Genomic DNA, 22,825 nt, shown 5'->3' with positions numbered 1-22,825 from the left:
CGTCAGGTTGGCAAAAAAGCGAGCGCGAGTATAACAGCCACCCATGACAGAAAAAGCCCGTGGCACGCTGCCACAGGCGTGGCGCCTGCGACTCAGGTTTCCGGATGGAACTGGAAGTCGCCGACGTGATGGACGCGCTCGCCGTTGATCCGGCGCAGCTGGGCTTGCAGGTGCACACACCAGATCTGCGGATCATCGGCCAGCTGATAACCGTGCAAGGTCAGGCTGTCGACAATGGCATTGAGCACCGACTCGGCCACGAACGGCCCGTGAAACGGCCCTTGGGCCTTGATCGCAGAGGGCTGCTCGCCAGCCATGCCGGCGGCAAACAGCAAGGTCCACATGCCATTGTCACCGGCCAGTGGGCGGATACTGCATTCAATGCGGGTCACCAGGCCCAGGCATTGACGGGTGAGGCTGAGGCTGCGCGGCATGGCGAAGGTCCTCGGTAAACCCTTGTTCAGCCCTCAGGTGAAGGCTGTCTCGTTCCTGTACCTACGACTGTCCCTGATCTGAAGAATAGAAGAATTCCACCCAGGCGTGGAAAAACCGGCGCCGAATGGTCACACCCCATTTAGCGCCGTTTTTTTGACTCGTACCACTCAGTTCAAGAAGCTTTTACCTGCGCCAGGGCCTGCTCGGCATGTTCCTTCTCTGCCTCCTTGAGGTCCTCTTCACTGATCATCTCGGCGATGACCCGCAGGCGCTCCACCACCCGGGCGTTGACGCTGCCTTCAGGGAACTGGCCCTCTTCATCCGGTTCACCGGCAGGCTCACCGACCAGCAGGCTCAGGGCCTCGTCGGCCTGGCTTACCGCATAGACGTGGAACATACCGGCGCGCACCGCCTGCAGCACCCGCTCATCGAGCATCAGCGTGGCAACGTTGGCACGCGGGATGATCGCGCCCTGTTCACCGGTCAGGCCACGTGCTTCGCACAGGCGGAAGAAGCCTTCGATTTTCTCGTTGACCCCACCCACCGCTTGCACTTCACCGAACTGGTTGATCGAACCGGTAATGGCGAAGCACTGCTTGAGCGGCGTCTTCGACAACGCCGAGATCAGCGTGCAGGCCTCGCCCAGGGAGGCGCTGTCACCGTCGACGTAACCATAGGACTGCTCAAGGGCGATACTCGCCGAGATCGCCAGGGGGAATTCCTGGGCATAACGGCTGCCCAGGTAGCCGGTAAGGATCATCACCCCCTTGGAGTGGATCGGCTGACCAAGGTTGACCTCGCGCTCGATGTCGACGATGCCGCTGCCACCCGGGTAGACCGTGGCGGAAATCCGCGCCGGGATACCGAATGCCGAATCGCCGACTTCGAGTACGGTCAGGCCGTTGCACTTGCCCACCGCGGCACCGTCGGTGTCGATCAGGATGATGCCGGCCAGCATGTCGTCGAGAATCCGCGCCGACACGCGGCCAGTGCGGGTGGCCTTGGCCTTGAGGGCACGTTCGATGTGCCCGGCGTCGGTCATTTCGTCGTTGGCCAGGTGGCGGATGAAGTCCGCCTCGCTGACCAGTTGGAACAGGTCGCCGATGCGCGCCGACAAACGCCCCTGGTGCTCGGCCAGGCGCGCGCTGTAGGTGGCCAGGCGCGCCACCGCATCAGCGCTCAGCGGCGCCATGCCCTCTTCGCTGGTGCGGGTCTTGAGCAACTGGGCGAACTGCTCCAGGCTCTCGTCGACCATGGGGATGTCTTCGTCGAAATCGACCAGTACCCGGAACATTTCCTGGAAGTCCGGATCGTGATCCTGCAGGGCGTAGTACAGCTGCCGCGCGCCGATGATCACCACTTTGATATTCAGCGGGATCATCTGCGGATTGAGGGTCACGGTAGCCAGGCGGCCGTACTCGCCCAAGGGCGATTCCATCTTCAGCTTGCGCGACTGCAGGGCGCGCTTGAGCGCGTCCCAGACAAACGGCTCGCCGAGCATCTTCTCGGCCTCAAGAATCAGGAAACCGCCGTTGGCCCGGTGCAAGGCCCCGGGGCGCAGTTGCCGGTACGTGGTGTACAGCGCCCCCTGGTCGGTGCTGTATTCGATACGGCCAAACAGGTTGTCGTAGGTCGGGTGCGGCTCGAACACCACCGGCGCGCCGCCGCTGGCGTGATGGCCGACCACCAGGCTTGGCGAGTACTGCTCTTCGAGCAGCTTGCGCGCCTGGGCATCGGTCTTGCTGTCATCGACCAATTGCTCGACCACGGTGCGCAGCAGGTACACCTGCATGGCCTGCAGATAAGCGCAAACGGCGGCGTTTTCTGCGTACTTTTCAGACAGCGGCGCCAGCAATGGCTGCAAGGCCAGGGTGATGGTTTCTTCGTTGAGGTGGCGTAGCTGGTTGCTCGACTCGCGCTTCCATTGCGGCAGGCTCGCCAGCTCTTCGTTGAGGCGCTCCTCCAGGGCGGCGATGTCGTCGTGGAAACGCTCACGCTCGGCTTCCGGCAACTGGGCGAATTCGGCTTCGTCCAGCGCCTTGCCGTCGGCCATCGGGGTGAAGGCGACGTTGCTGCTGTCGCGGTACAGGGCTACGTCCTTTTCCAGTGAGGCGCGCTCGATCACATCCAGGGCGCGGTCGTAGCGCTGGTTGAAGGCGCGATCGATGGCGCTCTTCTTCTGCTGGTAGGACGGGTGCTCGAAGACCGCCGGGAAAGTCGCCAGCAGGTTGTCGATCAGGCCACCGATGTCGCTGATGAACGCCCCGGCGCTGCCTGGCGGCAACTCCAGGGCGCGCGGCTCGCGTGGCTCGTCGAAGTTGTTGACATAAACCCAGTCCGAGGGCGTATGCAGGCGTTTGCCTTCCGCCTTCAGGTAGCGTTTGACGAACGAGAAACGGCCAGTGCCGGGCTCGCCCATGACAAATACGTTGTAACCAGGGCGCGGCATGGCGACGCCGAACTGCAAGGCTTCGACCGCACGCTCCTGGCCAAGCACACCGCGAAAAGGCTCCAGATCATTGGTGGTGGAAAAAGCGAACTGTTCAGCGGAAAACGGCCGGGTCAGGGCTTCGGGCGCAAGACGCAGGCTCGCAGCGACAGGATCGGGCATCGGGCTTCCTTACTTCGGCGGGGCAGATGTCAGCATTCTGGCGCCGTGCGCGTACGCCTTGCAAGGCTCATCGCTGCGAATTGTCGCAGGGGCGAAAAGCCGATCTACGTCAACATTTTCAGGCAATCTTTCGCAATAAATCACGCAACCCTTAGATCGTGCCTAAACTCCAAACTGCGCGGCTGGGTAAATAACCGACCCGCCCTGGCAACTGGTCCTACAGATATGCCAGACAACCCTGACCTTTGGTATGTACTTCTAGAAAGAGAACAATGCTATGAAACGGATTCTTCTGGGTACTCTGTTCACTGCGGTTTCCCTCAATGCCATGGCCCAGGCGCCTGGCGGACCGGACTGCGGCTGGGGCAACATGCTGTTCGAGGGCCAACGCGGGACACCGGCCCACTTCCTGGCCTCCACCACCAACGGCACGTCCGGCAACGCCACTTTCGGCATGACCTCGGGCACCAACGGCTGCTCGACCAACTCTGCGCTGACCTATGGCGGTAAATCATGGTTCGCCATGAACGGTATGATGAACGAACTCTCCGAGGACATGGCCAAGGGTCAAGGTGAAGCACTGACCACCTATGCCGTGGTGCTGGGCGTTGCCCCGGAAGATCGCGCGCACTTCGCCGCGGTTACCCATCAACACTTCCAGGACATCTTCAAGACCGCCGATGTCACGGCTGAAGACGTGCACAGCAACACCCTCGCGGTGCTGAAAAGCGACCCGCGCCTGGCCAAATACGCCACCCAGGCTTAAGCTCGGCCCACCCGCCCCGTCACCGGGGCGGGTTGTTGTCCGCCTCTATCGGCATCATTCAGACTTAGTTGCCCGACATGCTCAAACGCCTTGCCTACCTGGCGCTCTGTGCCTGCGCCCCGCTGCATGCTGCCCCTACATTCGATGACGCACGCCTGAAGCAACTGGCGGCCGAGCGCTACTGGATCGCCCTCGGTCACTACGAGACGGCCAAGCTTGGCGGTTGGCGCAGCTACGTCGACGACCAGCGCTTCTTTCTCGCCGCAGACGGCGCCCATCACCCGGACCAGGAGCTGCGCGCCACCGTCCAGGCGCTGTATGCCCCGGCGAGCCTCGGCAACAAACACGCCCAGTGCGTGTTCCCGGCGCGTACCCGCTGGTTGCGCGAGCAGTTGCAACTCAGCGACCTGCCAACCCCGGACTGCCAGGAATACACTCAGTGGTTCAAGGACGTCTCACCGCACAGCGCGGTGATGATCTTTCCGGCCGCCTACCTGAACAGCCCGTCGTCGATGTTCGGCCACACCCTGTTGCGGATCGACCAGGCCGACGTGCAGAGCAACGCAACCGCCCTGCTCAGCTATGCGATCAACTTCGGCGCCTATATCGAGGGCAGCGACAACAGCATCCTCTATGCCTGGAAGGGCCTGATGGGCGGCTACCCGGGCCTGTTCGCCCTGGTGCCCTACCAGGAAAAGCTCTCCGAGTACCGCAGCCTGGAAAACCGCGACCTGTGGGAATACCGGCTGAACCTGACCCCGGAAGAAACCGGGCGCATGGTCGAGCATGTCTGGGAACTCAAGCAGATCCAGTTCGACTATTTCTTCTTCGACGAAAACTGCTCCTATCGCTTGCTCGAACTGCTGCAAGTGGCACGCCCGAGCCTGGACCTGACCTCGCAGTTCCCGTTGACCGCGATTCCCACCGACACGGTCAAGGCCGTCAAGCAGTCCGGCCTGGTCGAACGCATCGACTACCGGCCGTCACGCGAACGTGAGCTGCTGGAGCGGGCCAAACCGCTGGATGCCGGCGAGCAACAGCAGGTGCTGGCGGTCAGTGCCGACACCGCCCAACTGCAAAGCCCCGAATTCACCGCCCTGCCGCGCGAGCGCCAGGCCCTGGTACAGGACGCCGCCTATCGCCTGGAGCGTTACCGGGCCAACGGCCAGGAGCGCGACCCGGCACGCAGCAAACGCAGCTTCGAGCTGCTGCGGGCGATTAACCGCAACCCGCCGCCGGAGCTTGAAATCGAACGCCCGGGACTGCCTGAAGACGGCCATCAGTCGCGCACCTGGCAGTTGGGCCTGGGTAGCCGCGATGATCGCGCCTATGCCGAGTATGGCCTGCGCATGGCCTATCACGACCTCAACGACAACGCCTACGGCTTTCCCCTCGGCGCGCAGATCGAGATCCTTCAGCTCAAGCTGCGCCAGTACGAAGGCAACGACTGGCAGGTGCAACGCCTGGACCTGGCCACCATCCGCTCGCTGACCCCGCGCAATGCCTTGCTGCAACCCTGGTCGTGGCAGGTTGCCGGGGGGCTGGAGCGGGTGCTGGGCAAGCATGGCGATGAGGTACTGGTCAGCCACGTCAACGGCGGCGCCGGCGGTACCTGGCAGCTGGCCGATGACCTGCTTGGTTTTGCCCTGGGCACGGTGCGGGTCGAGCACAACAATGACTTTGCCGGTTTCATCGCCCCGGCAGCGGGGTTCAACACCGGGCTGCTGTGGCGCAATCCGCTGGGCAACCTGAGTGTCGAGGCCAAGGCCGACTACTTCACCAACGGCGAGGTGCGGCGTAGCCTGAGCTTGAACCAGCAGTGGGAATTGTCCCGCGATCTGGGCCTGCGGCTCAGTGCCAGCCGCGACTTCAGCAAGTTGGCGTCGGCGCAGAACGAGGTGATGCTGGAATTGAAGTGGTACCAGTATTAGCAAGGCTGCGCCTTGCATCGCTGGCAAAGCCAGCACCCACAGGTCAGGTGTACACGGTCCAGTGTGGGAGCCGGCCTTGCCGGCGATGGGCTGCGCAGCAGCGCCAATGCCCTGATCACATCCTTTTGACACGCCAGCGACAATTCCCCACCTAGACTTTCCCTGGCAAGCGGAGAGTTTGAACATGCGGCGGTATTGGCTGGTCATGGTGGTAATGGGCGTGCTCACAGGTTGCCAGACAACCCACGAGCAACTGATCAATCAGGGTTATCCACCGGCCTACGCCGATGGTTTCCAGGACGGTTGCAGCAGCGGTCGCCAGGCCGCCGGGGTGATGGCCGGGGATTTTCGCAAGGACGTGCCGCGCTACCTGCACAACCGTCAGTACGAGTCCGGCTGGGACGATGGCTTTCGCCAGTGCCACGCCATGCAGGAGAACCAGGACCTGCAGGAATACCGCGCCCGACACTGGGATGACCGCGATGAGCAGTGGCAGGAAGAAAAGGATCGGGATGCCGCGCGCGCCTATCGACGCAAGTAGGTCGCAATCGGACATCCGATGCAACCACCGGGCTGTCAGCATGGTCTCCCATGAAAGGAGGCCCTCATGAGCCGAGCATTCGTCAACGAAGACCAGGCCGCCGCCCAGGCCAGCCAGCCGGTGGAACGCCGGATCAGCGAGCAGCCCAACCATGTTACCGCCTGCGGCCTGACCCTGCTGCAACAACGGCTCGCCGAGCTGAACAGATTGCGCAGCGAACTCCTGAGCCAGGGCGATCAGGCTGACCAGCAGCGCCTGGCCGAAATCGAACGCGACCTGCGCTACTTCAGCGCCCGGGTGCAAAGCGCCCAGGTCGTCGCCCCCGCCACTTCCCATGAAAAGGTGCAGATCGGCAGCCGGGTACTGTTTGTCGATGAGCAGGGCCAGCAGCATCAGGTGCAACTGGTCGGTGAAGACCAGGCCTATGCCGCCAGCGGCCTGATCAACTGGGGTTCACCTCTGGGCCGGGCGTTGCTGGGAGCCGCGCCCGGTGATGAGGTGCTGTGGCGACGACCGGCAGGGGATCTGCGAATCGAGATCGTCGCCATCGAGCCGGAAGCTTAAACCACGCCCTGGGCCAGCATGGCATCGGCAACCTTGACGAAGCCGGCGATGTTGGCGCCCTTCACGTAGTTGATCCGGCCGTTCTCTTCGCCGTAGTGCACGCAGGCATGGTGGATCGATTGCATGATGTTGTGCAGCTTGCTGTCCACTTCACCGGCGGTCCACAACAGGCGCATGGCGTTCTGCGACATCTCCAGGCCACTGACGGCCACGCCACCGGCGTTGGAGGCCTTGCCCGGAGCGAAGAGGATGCCGGCTTCGATGAAGATATCCACAGCCTCGAGGGTGGTCGGCATGTTGGCGCCCTCGGCCACGCAGATGCAGCCGTTGCGCAGCAGGGTGCGGGCGTCTTCGGCGTCCAGTTCGTTCTGGGTCGCGCATGGCAGGGCGATGTCGCAGGCCAGGGTCCAGGGGCGCTGGCCCTTGCGGAACTCCAGGCCAAAACGTTCGGCCAACTCGCTGATCCGGCCACGCTTGACGTTTTTCAGCTCCATCAGCGCATCCCACTGCTCATCGCTCATGCCGGCTTCGCAGTACAGCGTGCCTTCGGAGTCGGACAACGAGATCACCTTGCCGCCCAGGTCCATGACCTTGCGCGCAGCATACTGGGCAACGTTGCCGGAGCCGGAAATGGCCACCCGGCGACCGTCGATGCGCAGGTCCTGGCGCTTGAGCATCTCTTCGGCGAAGTACACGCAGCCGTATCCGGTGGCTTCCGGGCGAATCAGGCTGCCGCCATAGGTCATGCCCTTGCCGGTCAGCACCGAGGTGAACTGGTTGGCCAGGCGCTTGTACTGGCCGAACAGGAAACCGATCTCGCGGGCGCCGACGCCGATATCACCGGCCGGCACGTCGAGGTCGGCGCCAATGTGGCGGTACAGCTCGCTCATGAACGCCTGGCAGAAGCGCATGACCTCGGCATCGCTCTTGCCCTTCGGATCGAAGTCCGAGCCGCCCTTGCCGCCGCCCATGGGCAGCGAGGTCAGGGAGTTCTTGAACACCTGCTCGAAAGCCAGGAACTTCAGCACGCCGAGGTTCACCGAGGGGTGGAAACGCAGGCCGCCCTTGTACGGGCCGATGGCACTGCTCATCTGGATGCGGTAGCCGCGGTTGACCTGGACCTTGCCCTGGTCATCGACCCACGACACGCGGAACAGGACCGCCCGCTCCGGCTCGACCATACGCTCGAGGATACCGGCCTGCAGGTAATGAGGATTGGCTTCGAGGAACGGCCAGAGGCTGCGCAGCACCTCTTCGACGGCCTGATGGAACTCAGGCTGGGCCGGGTCGCGTTGCTTGAGGCGAGCGAGGAAATCTTCGACAGATTCGATCATGTAGACATTCACCAGATGGAGTGGGCTTATTGGTTTTTTCCCCGACTGTACCAAGAAGCCACCGCACCGCAACAGGGCGAAATGTCGTTTTTATGAAATTAAATGGTGCATTTGTATAAGTGTATACACTTCATCTTTCAGCGCTAAATCTGTGGGAGCTGGCTTGCCAGCGATGAATTCGACACAAATCCAGGCAAAAAAAAACGGGACCCGAAGGCCCCGTTCCAGTGCACAGCCCTGAGGGTTATGCCAGTTTTTTGTGCCGTACCCGGTGCGGCTGAGCAGCGGCTTCGCCCAGGCGCTTCTTGCGATCGGCTTCGTACTCGGTGTAGTTGCCTTCGAAGAACACCGCCTGCGAATCGTCTTCGTAAGCGAGGATGTGGGTGGCCACACGGTCCAGGAACCAGCGATCGTGAGAGATCACGATGGCGGCGCCCGGGAAGTCCAGCAGGGCTTCCTCCAGCGAACGCAGGGTTTCGACGTCGAGGTCGTTGGACGGTTCGTCGAGCAGCAGGACGTTGGCGCCCTCTTTCAGGGTCAGGGCCAGGTGCAGACGACCGCGCTCACCACCGGAGAGGTCCTTGACGAACTTCTGCTGATCGCCGCCCTTGAAGTTGAAACGGCCCACGTAGGTGCGCGACGGAATCTCGTAGGTGCCGATGCGCAGTTGGTCGGAGCCGTCGGAGATCTGCTGGAACACGGTCTTGTTGCCGTCGAGGTCTTCGCGGCTCTGGTCAACGCAAGCCAGTTGCACGGTTTCACCGATCTCGATGCTGCCCGAGTCCGGCTGTTCCTTGCCCATCAGCATGCGGAACAGGGTCGATTTACCGGCACCGTTGCCACCGATCACGCCGACGATGGCGCCTTTTGGCATGGAGAACGACAGGTTGTCGATCAGCACGCGATCGCCATAGCCCTTGGTGACGTTCTTGAACTCGATGACCTTGTCACCCAGGCGTGGACCGGCCGGGATGTAGATCTCGTTGGTCTCGCTGCGCTTCTGGAACTCCTGCGACTGCATTTCTTCGAAGCGTTGCAGACGGGCCTTGGATTTGGACTGACGGGCCTTGGCGCCTTTGCGCACCCACTCCAGTTCTTCCTTCATGGCCTTTTCGTGGGCCGACTGCTGCTTGGATTCCTGGGCCAGACGATCGGACTTGGCTTCCAGCCAGCCCGAATAGTTGCCTTCGTACGGAATACCGGCGCCGCGGTCGAGTTCGAGGATCCAGCCGGCGACGTTGTCGAGGAAGTAACGGTCGTGGGTAATGGCAACCACGGTACCCGGGAAGTCGTGGAGGAAATGCTCCAGCCAGGCGACGGAATCGGCATCCAGGTGGTTGGTCGGTTCGTCGAGCAGGAGCATGTCAGGGGCCGACAGCAGCAGACGGCACAGGGCCACACGGCGCTTCTCACCACCGGACAGGTGCTCGACCTTGGCTTCCCAGGCCGGCAGGCGCAGGGCGTCGGCGGCCACTTCCAGCTGACGCTCGAGGTTGTGGCCATCGCTGGCCTGGAGGATGGCTTCAAGCTTGGCCTGTTCGGCAGCCAGCTTGTCGAAGTCGGCATCCGGCTCGGCGTAGGCGGCGTAGACTTCGTCCAGGCGGGCCTGGGCATCCTTGATCACACTGACCGCTTCCTCGACCACTTCACGCACGGTCTTGGACGGGTCCAGCTGGGGCTCCTGCGGCAGGTAGCCGATGTTCAGTTCGGGCATCGGACGGGCTTCGCCGTCGAACTCGGTGTCTACACCCGCCATGATTTTCAGCAGGGTGGATTTACCCGAGCCGTTGAGGCCGAGCACGCCGATCTTGGCGCCGGGGAAAAACGACAGGGAGATGTTCTTCAGGATTTCCCGCTTCGGCGGGACAACCTTGCCCAGCCGATGCATGGTATAGACGTATTGAGCCATGGATAAACCTAGCGTCAGAGACGAAAAAATAAGGACGATACAGATGAAGGAAGCCGTAGCCCCCAGGAAAGGGCCAAAGCTACCGTAATGCGCCGGGTTGGGCAAACCGCCGACGAACAGGGCTGGCACTTTGCCACGTTTGCGGGCATGCTAGCCGCCCTTCGGGCGTCCGGCTTATAGTGCGCAACCGGAGCCGTCGCCAGGAACGCGGCACTTGCCAACCAGCAGCTCTAAACCTGCCATCCAGCCATACCGCAGGATCAACGTTTGACCAATCTCTCTCAGCCGTCATCCCTGCGCAAGCCGGCCACTGCGTCAGGCTCGCCGCTGCGCGGTTCATTGAAAGGCGCGCTGGCCCTGTTGGTGCTGTTGCTGCTCGGCCTGCTGCTGTGGCAGTTGATTGCCCAGTTCCGTCATACCCAGGCTGACCAGTATCAGCAAAGCTTGAACGACAGTGCCGAGCTCGCCGATCACATGAGCCTGAACATGGCGCTCAAGGCCCAGGTGGCGCTCAATCAGTTCCAGCAATACCGCGTGTCGCCTGGCCCGGAACACCTGCCAAAAGTCATCGCCCAGTTGCGCCAGCAACAGCCGAACCTGCTCAGTGTCGCCTGGATCGGCGCCGACGGCAGTCTACAGGCCGACAGCCTGAACGCCAGCCCCGATTACCAGGTGCTGGACGAGCTGCTGCGGCTGAACCAGGGGCGCGACTACTATTACAGCAACAGCGCCGATAACCAGCAGGTCTACCTGTTGCTGCGCCAGCCGGGCGAAGCGCCCGGCGGCTACTGGTTCCTGCGCCTGGCGCCGAGCTACTACAGCGACCTGACCACCCACCTGGACCGGCCCAACCACCCCTTGTGGTTGCTGGAAAACAGCCGTACCGGCGACATCATCAACCGCCATCAACCGACTCCCGGCAGCGATGAGCCGCTGCAAAGCGTGATGCTGGCGTTTCTCGACAACAGCACCTGGCAGCTGCGCGGCCTGTTCGATGCAGGCCTTGCCCGCCAGCAACTGTTGCCGGCACTGATCGGCAAATGCGTACTGGGGCTGTTCTGCGCACTGATACCGCTGCTGGCCTTGATCAACATGCGCCGCCGGCATCGCCTGCTGCAGGAAAGCCGTCGGCGCTACCACGACATTTTCGAAGGTACCGGGGTCGCCCTGTGCGTGCTCGACCTCTCCGGCCTGCCCGGTCAGCTCGAGCGTTATCGCCTGCGCAGCCGCCCGGCCCTGGAACAGCGCCTGGCGTTCGACCAGCCTTTGCGCCGGGTGCTGCTGCAAGAACTGAAAGTCACCGAAGTCAATCAGGTGGCCCTGCAACTGCTCGGCGTCAATTGCTGTGACAGTGCCTGGCAGCGCCTGGTCGAAGGTTCGCAGACCGACAGCGACGGTATCGGCGTCCAGCTGCTCGGGGCGATCCTCGACAACCAGCAACAGCTGGAGCTGGAGGTACGCCTGCCGACGGCGGATGGCGAAGACCTGCACCTGTGGCTGATGGTGCGCTTCCCGCAGCAGCGCCGTGATTATCAGGCGGTGATCCTCAGCATCAGCGATATCACCAGCCGCAAGCAGGTCGAGCTGTCGTTGCTCGAACGCGAAAGCTTCTGGTCGGACGTGGTGCGCACCGTGCCTGACCAGCTGTACGTGCAGGATGTGCAAAGCCAGCTGATGATCTTCAGCAACCGCAACCTCGGCCAGACCCTGGGCTACAGCCGCGCGGAGCTGGCGAAGATGGGCGATCATTTTTGGGAGTTGCTGCTGCACCCGGACGATGCCCAGCTGTACCGGCAATTGCGCCAGCAACAACGCCACTCGGGTTATGTCGAGCAACTGCATTGCCAGCTGCGTTTGCGCCACCACGACCAGTGCTGGCGCCGCTTCGACATTCGCGAACAGGCCCTGACCCGCAACAGCGCAGGTTGCGTGACGCGGATCATCGGCGTCGGCAAGGACGTTACCGAGCAGATCGAGGCCAGCGAATCCCTGCGCGACAGCGAACAACGCTACCGCATGCTCGCTGAAAGCATCAGCGACGTGATCTTCTCCACCGACAGCCAACTGCAGCTGAACTACGTCAGCCCGTCGATCCAGGCGGTCCTGGGCTTTGAAGTGGAGTGGATCATCGAAAACGGCTGGCATTCGACCATCGCCAACCCGGCCCAGCTCACCGGCATCTACAGCCTGGTCGAGCGGGTCAACAAGGCCCTCGGCGATCCCGAACAGCTGGAGCAGTTGCGCACCCAATTGCCTACCCAGCTGTTTCTGTTCGACTGCCTGCGCGCCGATGGCCGCAAGATCCCGATCGAGCTGCGCCTGGTGCTAGTCTGGGATGACCAGGAGCGCTTCGAAGGCATCCTTGGCGTCGGCCGCGACATCAGCCAGCAACGCCGCGCCGAGAAAGACCTGCGCATGGCCGCCACGGTATTCGAGCACTCGACCTCGGCGATCCTCATCACCGACCCGGCCGGTTACATCGTCCAGGCCAACGAAGCCTTCAGCCGCGTCAGTGGCTACGCCGTGGCCGATGTACTGGACCAGTTGCCGAGCCTGCTGACCGTCGATGAGCATCAGGATGCCCACCTGCGCTACGTGCTCAAGCAGCTGCACCAGCGCGGCACCTGGGAAGGCGAAGTGTGGCTCAAGCGCCGCAACGGTGAACACTACCCGGCCTGGGTCGGCATCACCGCGGTGCTCGACGATGAAGGCGACCTGGCCAGCTACGTGTGCTTCTTTACCGACATCAGCGAGCGCAAGGCCAGTGAACAGCGCATCCACCGCCTGGCCTACTACGATGCCCTGACCCACCTGCCCAACCGCACCCTGTTCCAGGACCGCCTGCATACGGCCCTGCAGCAAGCCGATCGGCACAAGGCCTGGGTGGTGCTGATGTTCCTCGACCTCGACCGCTTCAAGCCGATCAACGACTCCCTCGGCCATGCCGCGGGCGATCGCATGCTCAAGGACATGGCCGAGCGCCTGCTCGACTGCGTCGATGACGACGACACCGTGGCGCGCATGGGTGGCGATGAATTCACCTTGCTGCTGCAACCGCGCGCCACCCGGGAAATGGCCTTGAACCGCGCCATTCACGTGGCCGAACAGATTCTCGGCAGCCTGGTGCGACCGTTCGTGCTGGAGAACCGCGAGTTCTTCGTCACCGCCAGTATCGGCATCGCCCTCAGCCCGCAGGATGGCAGCGAGCTCAGCCAGCTGATGAAGAACGCCGACACCGCCATGTACCACGCCAAGGAGCGCGGCAAGAACAATTTCCAGTTCTACCAGGCCGACATGAACGCCAGTGCCCTGGAGCGCCTGGAGCTGGAAAGCGACCTGCGCCACGCCCTGGAGCAGAACGAGTTCATCCTTTATTACCAACCGCAGTTCAGCGGCGACGGCAAGCGCCTGACCGGCGCCGAGGCGCTGCTGCGCTGGCGCCATCCGCGACGCGGGCTGGTGCCGCCAGGGGACTTCATCCCGGTGATCGAGGAGCTCGGCCTGGTGGTCGATGTCGGCGATTGGGTGCTCAAGGAGGCCAGCCGCCAGCTCAAGGCCTGGCACCAGGCCAAGGTGCGGGTGCCGAAGGTCTCGGTGAACATCTCGGCGCGCCAGTTCTCCGACGGCCAGTTGGGCGAGCGCATCGCCACCATCCTCAAGGAAACCGGCCTGCCGCCGGCGTGCCTGGAGCTGGAACTGACCGAAAGTATCCTGATGCGCGAGGTCAACGAGGCCATGGTGATCCTCGACAGCCTGAAGAACCTCGGCCTGAGCATCGCGGTCGACGACTTCGGCACCGGCTATTCGTCGCTCAACTACCTCAAGCAGTTCCCCATCGACGTGCTGAAGATCGACCGCACCTTCGTTGACGGCCTGCCCGAGGGTGAACAGGATGCGCAGATTGCCCGGGCGATCATCGCCATGGCCCACAGCCTGAACCTGGCGGTGATCGCCGAGGGCGTGGAAACCCACGAGCAGTTGGAGTTCCTCCGTGAGCACGGCTGTGACGAGGTGCAGGGTTACCTGTTCGGGCGGCCGATGCCGGCGCATCAGTTCGAGGCGCAATTCAGCAACGAAACCTTGTTCATGTTCGAGTAGGCAGGAAGCTGCAAGCCTTAAGCTACAAGCGGCAAGTTAGAAGCGTTACGCGTTCGGCCTTTGACTTGCCGCTTGAAGCTTGCAGCTTGCAGCTTGTCGCTCATGAGCCCCATTTGTCTGCGACATGATGCCCTTTCATATGCCAGACAAAAGCTGATGAGGTAGAATGCCCGCCTATTTCAGCACGATCCTTGAGGACCGCCATGTTCAGCCGTGATTTGACCATTGCCAAGTACGACGCCGATCTCTTTGCCGCCATGGAGCAAGAAGCTCAGCGCCAGGAAGAACATATCGAGCTGATCGCCTCGGAAAACTACACAAGCCCCGCTGTCATGGAAGCCCAAGGCTCGGTGCTGACCAACAAGTACGCCGAAGGCTATCCGGGCAAGCGCTACTACGGCGGTTGCGAATACGTCGACGTGGTCGAGCAGCTGGCCATCGACCGTGCCAAGGAACTGTTCGGCGCCGATTACGCCAACGTCCAGCCGCACGCCGGTTCGCAAGCCAACAGCGCCGTCTACCTGGCCCTGCTGTCGGCCGGTGACACCATCCTGGGCATGAGCCTGGCCCACGGTGGTCACCTGACCCACGGCGCCAACGTCAGCTCCTCGGGCAAACTGTACAACGCCATCCAGTACGGCATCGACGCCAACGGCCTGATCGACTACGACGAAGTCGAGCGCCTGGCGCTCGAGCACAAGCCGAAGATGATCGTTGCCGGCTTCTCGGCCTACTCGCAGATCCTCGACTTCCCACGCTTCCGCGAAATCGCCGACAAGGTCGGTGCCTACCTGTTCGTCGACATGGCCCACGTTGCCGGCCTGGTCGCTGCAGGCGTGTACCCGAACCCGGTGCCATTCGCCGACGTGGTCACCACCACTACCCACAAGACCCTGCGCGGTCCACGTGGTGGCCTGATCCTCGCCCGCGCCAACGCCGAGATCGAGAAGAAGCTGAACTCCGCGGTATTCCCGGGCGCCCAGGGCGGCCCACTGGAGCACGTGATCGCCGCCAAGGCCATCTGCTTCAAGGAAGCACTGCAGCCTGAGTTCAAGGCCTACCAGCAACAAGTGGTGAAAAACGCCCAGGCCATGGCCGGCGTGTTCATCGAGCGCGGTTTCGACGTGGTTTCCGGCGGTACCCAGAACCACCTGTTCCTGCTGTCGCTGATCAAGCAGGAAATCTCCGGTAAAGACGCCGACGCCGCCCTGGGTCGCGCCTTCATCACCGTCAACAAGAACTCGGTTCCAAACGACCCACGTTCGCCGTTCGTCACCTCCGGCCTGCGCTTCGGCACCCCGGCCGTGACCACTCGTGGCTTCAAAGAGGCCGAGTGTAAAGAACTGGCTGGCTGGATCTGCGACATCCTCGCCGACCTGAACAACGAAGCGGTGATCGACGCCGTTCGCGAGAAGGTCAAGGCCATCTGCGCCAAGCTGCCGGTATACGGCAAGTAAGCACAGCGTCATGATGTGAAAAAGCCCGGCTCAAGAGCCGGGCTTTTTTGTACCTGTAGGAGCGGGCTTGCCCCGCGATGCAATAGTGATCGCACCATCGCATCGCGGGGCAAGCCCGCTCCTACAGAGTCAAAGCCTCAAACCCTTCGCGAATCTTCGCCTCCGGCAAATCGTCGGCAATGAACACCATCACACTCTCGCGCACTTCCCCCTCTGCCCACTCAGTATCCCAGTCAAAGCCATAAAGCTTGAGCACGCCCTGGAACACCAGGCGCCGCTCCTCTGCGGCAATGTTCAGCACGCCCTTGTAGCGCAGCAGCTGCTTGCCGTGCTCCTCCAGCAACTGGTTCATGAAGTCGCTGAGGCGATCAATGTCCAGCGGCGTATCGGTGCGCAGCACCAGGCTGGAGATCCGATCCGGCGTCGCCGTCTGCACGACCGGGCGCAGGCTCAAACCGCCACCCAGGTCGGCATTGAGGTTGAAGCCGCGCACATCGAGCAATTCGGCCAGGTCGATCTTGCCATGCTCCACCACCCGAATCGGCGCACGACGGTTGATCCGCCCCAGGCGCTCGCTCAGGGCCTGGAAGCTGGCGCCATCGACCAGGTCGGTCTTGCTCACCAGCAGGCGGTCGGCAAAGCCGATCTGCGCCTGGGCAATGGTCTGGGTCAGGTGCAACTCAGCGTGCGCCGCATCCACCAGGGTGATGATGCCGTCGAGGATGTAGCGCTCGCGCAGTTCTTCGTCGATGAAGAAGGTTTGCGCCACCGGCGCCGGGTCGGCCAGGCCCGTGCACTCGATTACCAGGCGGTCAAAGGCGATCTCGCCGCTGTCCAGGCGCTCGAGCAGCAGGTACAGCGCTTTGGTCAGGTCGGTGTGGATGCTGCAGCACACGCAACCGTTGGCCAGGGTCATGACCTGCACCGGTTCATCGCCCAGCAACTGCGAATCGATGCCGGCATCGCTGAATTCGTTTTCGATGACGGCGATCTTCAGGCCATGCTCGGCCTTGAGCAGGTGACGCAGCAAGGTGGTCTTGCCGGCGCCGAGAAAGCCACTGAGTACGGTGACGGGAATGGGAGATAACAAACCGAATACTCCTGAACGCTGAAAATGACTGTGGGAGCCCGGCGCGAACCAGGCTCCCACAGCTTTGTCACTTGCCTTGCATGCCGCTTTTCAACAGCACTTGGGCCCACCCTTGCCGCCGTAACGAGCCTCCTGGCGTTCGCGGAAGAACTCCTCGTAGGTCATCACCGGCTTGTCCGGGTGCTTGGTCTGCATATGCTCGACGTAGTTGTCGTAGTCGGGCATGCCGACCATCAGGCGGGCTGCCTGCCCCAGGTACTTACCCAGTCGACCGAGATCGTTGAACATCACTGCATTCCTCTTCGGTTACGCATCCGGCAGGGCCTGGAACGGGGACTCTTTGTCAGTCCGCTCTTTTTTGCCCAGGGCAGCGATGCCGACCTTGAGGGCGAAGAACAGAATGCTGAAGACCACGAACAGGAACAGGCCGGTCAGGGCCGCGTTGGTGTAGGCGTTGAAAATCACGTGCTGCATCTGGCCGATGTCCTTGGCCGGGGCCAGCACCTGCCCGGCGTCGAGCGCCGCGCTGTACTTGTTGGCCAGGGCCAGGAAGCCGACTGCCGGGTTCGGGTCGAACAGCTTGATGAAGCCGGCAGTGGTGGTGCAGATCAGCAGCCATACCGCAGGCACCAGGGTGACCCACATGTAGCGTTGGCGCTTCATCTTGATCAGCACCACGGTGCCGAGCATCAGGGCGATGCCGGCGAGCATCTGGTTGGAGATGCCGAACAGCGGCCACAAGGTGTTGATGCCGCCCAGCGGATCGATCACGCCCTGGTACAGCAGGTAGCCCCACAGCGCCACGCAACCGGCGGTGGCGAGCAGGTTGGCGCCCCACGATTCGGTGCGTTTGAGTGCAGGTACGAAGCTGCCCAGCAGGTCCTGAAGCATGAAGCGCCCGGCACGGGTACCGGCGTCCACAGCGGTGAGGATGAACAGCGCCTCGAACAGGATCGCGAAGTGGTACCAGAAGGCCATGGTGTTTTCACCCGGCAGCACCTGGTGGAGGATCTGCGCGATCCCCACCGCCAGGGTCGGCGCACCGCCGGCACGAGCCAGGATGGTGTGCTCGCCGATGTCCTTGGCCACCGCTTCGAGGGCGTCCGGGGAAATGGCAAAGCCCCAGCTGCTGACGGTCTGCGCCACCGACACGACGTCGGCGCCAACCACTGCGGCCGGGCTGTTCATGGCGAAGTACACGCCTGGCTCGATCACCGAGGCGGCAACCATGGCCATGATCGCCACGAACGACTCCATGAGCATGCCACCGTAGCCGATGTAACGGGCGTTGACTTCGTTATCCAGCAGTTTCGGCGTGGTCCCCGAAGAGATCAGCGCGTGGAAGCCCGATACCGCGCCGCAGGCGATGGTGATGAACAGGAACGGGAACAGGGTGCCTTTCCAGACCGGGCCGGTACCGTCGGTGAACTGGGTCAGCGCCGGCATTTTCAGCTCGGGAGCGATGATCAGGATACCGATGGCCAGGCCGACGATGGTGCCGATCTTGAGAAAGGTCGACAGGTAGTCACGCGGTGCCAGCACCAGCCACACCGGCAGTACCGCGGCAACGAAACCGTAGCCCACCAGCATCCAGGTGATCTGCACGCCGGTGAAGGTGAACGCCGGGCCCCAGACCGGGTCGGCGGCAACCTGGCCCCCCAGCCAGATCGACAGCAACAGCAGCACCACGCCAATCAGCGAAATCTCACCGATATGGCCCGGGCGGATGTAGCGCATGTAGATGCCCATGAACATCGCGATCGGGATGGTCGCCATCACCGTGAACATGCCCCATGGGCTCTCGGCCAGGGCCTTGACCACGATCAGCGCCAGCACCGCAAGGATGATGATCATGATCAGGAAGCAGCCGAACAGGGCAATGGTGCCCGGAATCCGGCCCATCTCTTCACGGACCATGTCGCCCAGCGAGCGGCCGTTGCGGCGGGTGGAGAGGAACAGGATCATGAAGTCCTGTACCGCACCGGCCAGCACCACCCCGGCAATCAGCCAGAGCGTGCCCGGCAGGTACCCCATCTGCGCCGCCAGCACCGGACCGACCAAGGGACCGGCACCGGCAATCGCGGCGAAGTGGTGACCGAAAAGAATGTGTTTGTTGGTCGGCACGTAGTCCAGACCGTCGTTGTTAAGCACCGCCGGAGTGGCCCGACGTGGGTCCAGCTGCATCACCTTGGTGGCGATGAACAGGCTGTAGTAGCGATAGGCGACCAGGTAGATGGCCACCGAAGCGACGACAATCCACAAGGCGTTGATGGCCTCGCCACGACGCAGGGCGACCACACCCAGCGCACAGGCTCCTATGACTGCCAGCGCCAACCACGGAATGTGGCGTAGCAGGCTATTATTGTTGTTCATGGTTTGCTTCCAGCTAGTGGATAAAAGACAGCCTTTCGAGTCTAGCGATACTGGCAGGAAAGGCCAGCCCCCACGTTGGTCTAGAGCCCTCCAGCGTGGGTTGGACAAACCTCGTTATGCGCCCTTGCGCGGGCCTTGGCAAGTGCTGAGCTATAGTCAGGAAGAACCCCGGAGTGCCTGAACATGAGCGACCCCCAAGAACGTCGACGTTTCCAGCGAGTAGCCTTCGATAGCCCCACCGAACTGCGTCAGGGCGATCGGTACTGGCCGGTCGAACTGATTGACCTGTCCCTCAAGGGCTTGCTGATCAAGTGCCCAGAACCTTGGGACCCCGACCTGACCCAGGACTTCGAGGCCCTTGTCCACCTAGGGGAGCAAGTAACGCTATGGATGCAGGTGGAACTGCGCCATGAGGAAGGCAATCGACTGGGTTTTGTTTGCCTGCGTACTGATATCGATTCATCGTGCCATTTGCGGCGTTTGGTCGAACTCAACCTGGCCGACAACCCCGAAATGATGCGTGAACTGCGGGAATTGATCGAAGATTAGAATCTGTTAGCACCCTAACCACCAGCCTACCCCTTGCTTTTCTGTCCATCTGGACAGCTTTTTCAGCCTCCCTGTCATTTCTCACGCAGCCTTGCGAGGGCTGCGCGCAGCTGTTGGAACGATCTCTGCATCCAGCCCTGAAGCCAAACCATAGGTAGGACTGTTCCTACGCAAATCTAAAAATTGTATACAATTGTTCTGGCATTCATGTGTAGGACTTGTCTACAGTAGCGCCACAACAATAAAACTGAGAACTTGCCCCATGAATACGTCCTCCCCTAGCACGTCTTCAGCCCAGCGTCCCGAAGACGAGAACCTGGGCCTTGGCGCCAACCTGGCTTATGGCCTGCAGCATGTTCTGACCATGTACGGCGGTATCGTCGCCGTGCCTCTGATCCTCGGCCAGGCAGCCGGCCTGGGCCCCGCCGATATCGGCCTGCTGATCGCCGCGTCGCTGTTTGCCGGTGGCCTGGCAACCCTGCTGCAAACTCTCGGCCTGCCGTGGTTCGGTTGCCAGTTGCCGCTGGTGCAAGGGGTGTCGTTCGCCGGTGTGGCGACCATGGGCGCGATCCTCAGCAGTGAAGGCGGTGGCGGCTTGCCCGGGGTATTGGGCGCGGTCATGGCGGCGTCGCTGATCGGTTTTCTGATTACCCCGGTGTTCTCGCGGATCACCAAGTACTTCCCGCCGCTGGTCACCGGTATCGTCATCACCACCATCGGCCTGACCCTGATGCCGGTGGCCGCACGCTGGGTGATGGGAGGCAACAGCAAGGCGCCGGATTTCGGCAGCATGGCCAACATCGGCCTGGCTGGCCTGACCTTTGTCATCGTCCTGGTCCTGAGCAAGCTGGGTAGCGCGACCATCTCGCGGCTGTCGATCCTGCTGGCGATGGTCATCGGCACCCTGATCGCCTGGTCGCTGGGCATGGCTGACTTCAGCAAAGTTCTCGACGGCCCGCTGGTGGCGTTGCCGACGCCGTTCCACTTCGGCATGCCGACCTTCCACATCGCCGCCATCCTGTCGATGTGCATCGTGATCATGGTGACCCTGGTGGAAACCTCGGCGGACATCCTCGCCGTCGGTGAAATCATCGACACCAAGGTCGATTCCAAACGCCTGGGCAATGGCCTGCGCGCCGACATGGCCTCGAGCATCCTGGCGCCGATCTTCGGCTCCTTCACCCAGAGCGCCTTCGCCCAGAACGTCGGCCTGGTAGCCGTGACCGGGGTCAAGAGCCGCTACGTGGTGGCCACTGGCGGGGTGATCCTGGTGGTGCTCGGCCTGCTGCCGATCATGGGCCGGGTGATTGCCGCGGTGCCGACCTCGGTACTGGGTGGCGCCGGCATCGTGCTGTTCGGCACCGTTGCCGCCAGCGGCATCCGCACTTTGTCCAAGGTCAGCTACAAGAACAACGTCAACCTGATCATCGTTGCCGCCTCCCTGGGCTTCGGCATGATCCCGATTGCCGCGCCGAACTTCTACGCGCAGTTCCCCAACTGGTTCGAGACCATCTTCCACTCCGGCATCAGCTCGGCTGCGATCATGGCGATCGTGCTCAACCTGGTGTTCAACCACTTCACCGCCGGCAACTCCGACCAGCAGTCGGTATTCGCCGCCGCCTACGAACGCACCCTCCACTACTCGGACATTTCCGCCCTGCGCGATGGTGACTACTTCGAAGACGGCAAGCTGTTCAACGCCGAAGGCAAGGAGGTACCGGTGATGAGCGAGGGCGAGCATGGAGAGCCGCCGGCGCGACGAGAGGCGATTTCGGAGCACTGATTGGGTTGCGCTTGATTCAACAGGGCCGGTGCTTATGCACCGGCCTTTTCTATTGCGCCGTTATTGATGCGCCGATGACAGCTGCTGGGTAATGAATCCCTCGGCGGTCAGCGCACGGATAACCCCACGCAAAAGGTAGCTGTGGGAAAAGCCCAAGGTGTATTGGCGGGCATTGGGCTTGATCGGGACCAGCATGCCGCGCTCAACCAGTTTCTTGATCTGATACGTACGTTGAGGGCCATTCAGTCCCGGCATCGCGGCTGCCAGGTCACTCGATCTGGCAATTGCGCTGTCACTATCGAGCAGCAACCGGAGCACTCCGTACTCAAGCTCGGTAAGCAACGCCCGCTCACGGGCATGGGCCAGTGCTGGAGACAGGATGGCCTGTTTCAAATAACGGTAATCCAATAATCGATCAAGCTTCCTGAGTTCGTCCAGAATGCCCCGCAGAACATACTCGCACCACCGCTCCTGCCCTTCGGCCGTACCGGCATCCGCTTGGGCAAGCATTTCGTAATAGCGTTCGCGGTCATTGCAAAACACCGCGGTCGGGTTGAGCAAACGCCCACCTGCAGCGACGTTGAATCCATATTTGATCAACATCACATAGGTCAATAACCGCACCACGCGGCCATTGCCATTGCTGAACGGGTGAATCCAACCGAATCGATGATGAGCGATGGCAACCTTCATCAGATCGTACTTTTGGGGGTCCCTGAGATTGATGAAAGCAACCAGCTCTTCCATGTAACCTTGGACCTGCACCGGATCGGGCGGGAGATGGCTCGACTGGGCGATACGCACCTGTCCAGCGCGGAAACTGCCAGGGGTTCGATCCCCTTCCCTGTCGAGGTCGTCGACGGTAATGGCATGCAACTCTCGCAGCAGATGCAAACCGACGTCATCCGCCTCATTGAAATGGTCCTCGACAAAAGTCATGGCTTTTTCGATATTGGATATTTCGCGAAGCTGGTCCGATGCGGAGTCAGTCCCCTCCACTTTGCTTTCGACATAGTCCGCAAGTGTCGTGTGGTTACCTTCGATACGTGCCGAACCCAAGCTCTCTAGAAGGTGGAAAATGCTCTTGAGCTGGAAGAACAGACTGGAAGGTGTGGTGCCAGCAAGCCGATAGCGACGTAAGTGCTCAAGCTCCGTCAAGACATCCACCAATGGCGAGTCGAAGGAAGGGTTAAGCAGTGCCAGTTCGTGGTGCTTGAAAGTCGGCATGTCGAATTATCTCAAGAGCACTTCTTCAGTAAGTCAAAAAATAGCACATGAAAGCCCTGTAAATACTGGGTTTTATAAGAAAGCGCTTAAGCAATTATGTCAAAACACGGCGAGTAGCCAAGTCAAACGCTTGGTTACTGCAAGTCAAATGGCAAGC

Annotated in this window: 15 protein-coding genes and 1 pseudogene; 8 read left to right on the top strand and 8 right to left on the bottom strand. The window is 61.9% G+C overall.

What is annotated here, in order from left to right:
* Positions 1-92: 92 nt before the first annotated feature.
* Both PspR32_RS03510 and PspR32_RS03505 read right to left on the bottom strand, forming a co-directional pair.
* Positions 93-434: a PA4575 family protein gene (locus PspR32_RS03510; protein WP_010226382.1), complete on the bottom strand. Its 342-nt coding sequence runs from the start codon at positions 432-434 to the stop codon at positions 93-95.
* Positions 435-607: 173 nt separating this feature from the next.
* Positions 608-3,046, bottom strand: coding sequence for a Lon protease family protein (locus PspR32_RS03505; protein WP_036993802.1), 2,439 nt, complete (start codon positions 3,044-3,046; stop codon positions 608-610).
* 277 nt (positions 3,047-3,323) lie between these two features.
* Here PspR32_RS03505 and PspR32_RS03500 point away from each other — a divergent pair, with 277 nt between their 5' ends.
* The 4 genes from PspR32_RS03500 (at position 3,324) to PspR32_RS03485 (ending at position 6,848) form a co-directional block, all read left to right on the top strand.
* Positions 3,324-3,812 carry a DUF3015 domain-containing protein gene (locus PspR32_RS03500; RefSeq protein ID WP_010226385.1) on the top strand — a complete coding sequence of 163 codons (489 nt, stop codon included), beginning with the start codon at positions 3,324-3,326 and terminating at the stop codon, positions 3,810-3,812.
* Positions 3,813-3,889: 77 nt separating this feature from the next.
* Positions 3,890-5,743 (top strand): DUF7840 domain-containing protein, encoded by a 1,854-nt coding sequence (locus PspR32_RS03495; protein ID WP_159388097.1) that lies wholly within the window; start codon positions 3,890-3,892, stop codon positions 5,741-5,743.
* 184 nt (positions 5,744-5,927) lie between these two features.
* Positions 5,928-6,284 (top strand): hypothetical protein, encoded by a 357-nt coding sequence (locus PspR32_RS03490; protein WP_010226388.1) that lies wholly within the window; start codon positions 5,928-5,930, stop codon positions 6,282-6,284.
* Between the two features lie 66 nt (positions 6,285-6,350).
* Complete coding sequence (locus tag PspR32_RS03485) at positions 6,351-6,848, top strand: GreA/GreB family elongation factor (protein ID WP_159388096.1); 498 nt, start codon at positions 6,351-6,353, stop codon at positions 6,846-6,848.
* On the opposite strand, the gene gdhA is transcribed toward PspR32_RS03485, so the two are convergent.
* Positions 6,845-8,182: an NADP-specific glutamate dehydrogenase gene (gene gdhA, locus PspR32_RS03480; protein ID WP_010226392.1), complete on the bottom strand. Its 1,338-nt coding sequence runs from the start codon at positions 8,180-8,182 to the stop codon at positions 6,845-6,847. The two genes, PspR32_RS03485 and gdhA, sit on opposite strands and share 4 nt — an antisense overlap.
* 244 nt (positions 8,183-8,426) lie before the next feature.
* Positions 8,427-10,091, bottom strand: coding sequence for an energy-dependent translational throttle protein EttA (gene ettA, locus PspR32_RS03475; protein ID WP_100781926.1), 1,665 nt, complete (start codon positions 10,089-10,091; stop codon positions 8,427-8,429).
* 1,110 nt (positions 10,092-11,201) lie between these two features.
* On the opposite strand from ettA, the pseudogene PspR32_RS03470 reads away from it, so the two are divergent.
* A pseudogene (locus PspR32_RS03470) lies at positions 11,202-14,189 on the top strand (sensor domain-containing protein); the annotation flags it as partial.
* Positions 14,190-14,392: 203 nt separating this feature from the next.
* Positions 14,393-15,646, top strand: coding sequence for a serine hydroxymethyltransferase (gene glyA / locus PspR32_RS03465; RefSeq protein ID WP_010226395.1), 1,254 nt, complete (start codon positions 14,393-14,395; stop codon positions 15,644-15,646).
* A gap of 121 nt (positions 15,647-15,767) precedes the next feature.
* Here the strand turns inward: glyA and yjiA are convergent, their stop codons facing one another.
* From yjiA to PspR32_RS03450, 3 genes are all read right to left on the bottom strand, one after another.
* Positions 15,768-16,736: a GTPase gene (gene yjiA, locus PspR32_RS03460; RefSeq protein WP_159388094.1), complete on the bottom strand. Its 969-nt coding sequence runs from the start codon at positions 16,734-16,736 to the stop codon at positions 15,768-15,770.
* Between the two features lie 90 nt (positions 16,737-16,826).
* On the bottom strand, positions 16,827-17,024 hold the full coding sequence (locus PspR32_RS03455; RefSeq protein WP_010226397.1) for a YbdD/YjiX family protein: 198 nt from the start codon (positions 17,022-17,024) through the stop codon (positions 16,827-16,829).
* Between the two features lie 18 nt (positions 17,025-17,042).
* Complete coding sequence (locus PspR32_RS03450) at positions 17,043-19,109, bottom strand: carbon starvation CstA family protein (RefSeq protein WP_010226399.1); 2,067 nt, start codon at positions 19,107-19,109, stop codon at positions 17,043-17,045.
* Positions 19,110-19,292: 183 nt separating this feature from the next.
* Between PspR32_RS03450 and PspR32_RS03445 the strand changes: the two genes are divergently transcribed.
* Positions 19,293-19,658: a PilZ domain-containing protein gene (locus PspR32_RS03445; protein ID WP_010226401.1), complete on the top strand. Its 366-nt coding sequence runs from the start codon at positions 19,293-19,295 to the stop codon at positions 19,656-19,658.
* Positions 19,659-19,920: 262 nt separating this feature from the next.
* The gene (locus tag PspR32_RS03440; protein ID WP_010226403.1) at positions 19,921-21,441 is read left to right on the top strand and encodes a nucleobase:cation symporter-2 family protein; all 1,521 of its coding nucleotides are present in this window, start codon (positions 19,921-19,923) and stop codon (positions 21,439-21,441) included.
* Positions 21,442-21,501: 60 nt separating this feature from the next.
* Here the strand turns inward: PspR32_RS03440 and PspR32_RS03435 are convergent, their stop codons facing one another.
* Positions 21,502-22,668 carry a Fic family protein gene (locus PspR32_RS03435; protein ID WP_159388093.1) on the bottom strand — a complete coding sequence of 389 codons (1,167 nt, stop codon included), beginning with the start codon at positions 22,666-22,668 and terminating at the stop codon, positions 21,502-21,504.
* Between the last annotated feature and the right edge of the window lie 157 nt (positions 22,669-22,825).

Source organism: Pseudomonas sp. R32, from assembly GCF_009866705.1.
In the GTDB taxonomy this organism is placed as follows: domain Bacteria; phylum Pseudomonadota; class Gammaproteobacteria; order Pseudomonadales; family Pseudomonadaceae; genus Aquipseudomonas; species Aquipseudomonas donghuensis.
This window is presented reverse-complemented; position numbering and strand designations above follow the sequence as displayed.